The organism is Succinimonas sp. (genome assembly GCF_045225735.1).
Lineage (GTDB): Bacteria > Pseudomonadota > Gammaproteobacteria > Enterobacterales > Succinivibrionaceae > Succinimonas.
Genome location: NZ_JBGVBR010000364.1, coordinates 1 through 2,275, shown reverse-complemented (window position 1 = coordinate 2,275; position 2,275 = coordinate 1). Strand labels below are relative to the sequence as shown.

Annotated in this window: 2 protein-coding genes; one reads left to right on the top strand and one right to left on the bottom strand. The window is 46.9% G+C overall.

Annotated elements, in window-relative coordinates:
* Window positions 1-408 precede the first annotated feature (408 nt).
* A complete protein-coding gene (locus ACJROR_RS12755; RefSeq protein ID WP_406547382.1) occupies window positions 409-834 on the top strand; it encodes a hypothetical protein in 426 nt (141 codons plus the stop codon).
* Here ACJROR_RS12755 and ACJROR_RS12750 read toward each other — a convergent pair.
* Entirely contained in the window at window positions 786-2,099 is a 1,314-nt protein-coding gene (locus ACJROR_RS12750) for an IS30 family transposase (RefSeq protein ID WP_406547380.1), read from the bottom strand. The two genes, ACJROR_RS12755 and ACJROR_RS12750, sit on opposite strands and share 49 nt — an antisense overlap.
* Window positions 2,100-2,275 lie beyond the last annotated feature (176 nt).

Genomic DNA, 2,275 nt, shown 5'->3' with positions numbered 1-2,275 from the left:
ATATTTCTAGTGGGATTAAGTAATGCTAGTATGCCGGGCTCTACCATAGAATACTATTTGATATGAAAACATGCATCATTTTTATGTCCTACTGGTCTTGCGTTAATAAGTGTTTTTATTCCTGTCCGCATGCCCTTTGTTGCATTTACTTTTGCAAATAAAAAAAATAAAAAAGGTAACCTGCCAGAGTAAATGCGACTTTGCCAAAGATAGTGCAACGGGACGGAAGAGCTGAGAAAAATGAAGAAGAGACAAATAATCTCCCACTTCTTTCACAGCGAAGCAATAATGACTACAAAGTTGGGACTTTAACGAGCGGATCGAAGCGGTAGAAAAACGAAGCAAGATATGGTATAATCGAGTTACGGCAGGGAAAGGAAGGCAAAGCAAACAGGGCAGCAGGAGGACTTGTTCAAGTTTGACAAAGAAAATGCTACTGCCCTACATATGCTGTTACGGCTGCGTCTTGGGGAGAGAATTAACGGTTCAGCGTTTCTTAAAGTGGAAAGCAGAGAAACCGGGATTACCAGAGATTATGCATTCCGCAAATTCCCAGGAATCCCAAGGGCCATGAGAACAGCCTTGCTTGACTCTGAGAGCTTTCAGGAAGTTCATTGGAGACCCGTCGAGTTCGAAGATCCTCCAAGGATTGGTATCAATGTCATTGCCAAACACGACCCAATAATGGAGGAGCTTTCGTTCAGGACGAGTCATGGGGACATGATCCTCCAGCTCATGCATTGCGTCAATGTTGTACTCAAACTCCGGAGAGCCTTTCTCGAACCTCATTGCGGCACTTCCCTTCTGAAAACGGCCTTATTGAGCGTTATCTGATGCGGTGGGATGGTGGTGCATCCCAGCAGGATCAGAAGCTTATCTCCGTAGAAGAAGCGAAATGCGTCGTAAGGGCATTTGTTGCCAAGACTTTCCCTGCTGTACGAGTTAATGTGGTTCATCATGAGAGTGATGTCATCCTGAGTATACTGACCAATGTCAACGCCTTTGGGGATGAAGCGACGGATGAACTCATGATTTCTTTCTGCTGATCCCTTCTGGTAAGGAGCGTTTGGATCACAGTAGAAGACCCTGGTTCTTCTGAGGCTGTCAACGGGATCAAATTCAATTGCCGAGGGATTTGAGAACTCGCTGCCGTTGTCGGCAAGGCATACTCTGAAGATGCTTCTGAATTCATCAGCGCCCAATTCTCTGTAGAGCATATCAAAGATATCCGAGACAGACTTGGCGGTATTGGCATCCCTCAGGAAGGCCAGCATCATCTCACACATGACGAAATGGACCGTAAGAAGGGCTTTCCCGCCCTTCTTACCTTCGACAGTATCCAACTGAATGACCGGCAAGCTCGGGTTTTCATCCATGAATCTCTGGAAGCAGGAGAAGTCGCGGCCGATCCTGCAAGCCTTATCCACCTTGTATTCTTTCTTTTTCCTGCGGGCTTTGAACTTCACTTTACGGGGAAGATCAAGGTTTCTGGCAGAGATCGTACTGGAATCGATCAGGCGGTATATGGTCCGCTCGCTGACCATGATCGAGTCATTGTTCGTGGCATAAACATGGTGCGGGGACTGCCCCCTTTGGATCAGGGGTGAGATAAGCCGGTCAAGGCGAAGGATCTCTTCCTCAGCGTAAGAGCATCCGGTACGGGAACTGCTCAGAAGGTCACGGTACTCTTCATGAGCCTTGCTGCTTGCATAGATCCTTTTCTCCAAGGTGCAGAATGTGCGTTTCCCGCATCCGTTGCAGACATATGGCGGCTTAGAGTGGCGAGGGCAGATCTCCTTTTCAAAATCCGGACAGCGCTGATTGCACAGACTGCAACGTCGGCAATGCTTGAACTTTCTGGGAGATTCGCATCTAAAACAGATACGAGCTTTCTGGCACTCATACCTGTTTTTACAGGCATTGTAGCCGACACCGATCGCTCCGACACGGATGTACTCAGCATGAGTCCGAACCTCTCTGGAAATAGTACCTTTGTATTTGCCAATAGCCCGGGCTATTTCGGTGAAATCCTTCTTGGCATTAAGCATCAGCTCAATGGTCTGCCGGTCTTGAAGGGTCAAATGTTTTCTTTGATTCATCTCGGAACCTCCTTAACCCGAGACGCAGCAACCTTACGATACCACATTTGCCATAGTTATGGCTACTTCTAAATTTGCCAGAGTTATTGCAACCCTTAGGTTGCATTTACTATGGCAAAATAATTAAAAAACAATATAGTCTACCAGAGCACCGACTATTACGACACCGATTCGTA

Coding starts and splice junctions, on each gene's coding strand:
- ACJROR_RS12750 (WP_406547380.1), bottom strand. CDS start 2,099: ATGAATCAAAGAAAACATTTGACCCTTCAAGACCGGCAGACCATTGAG.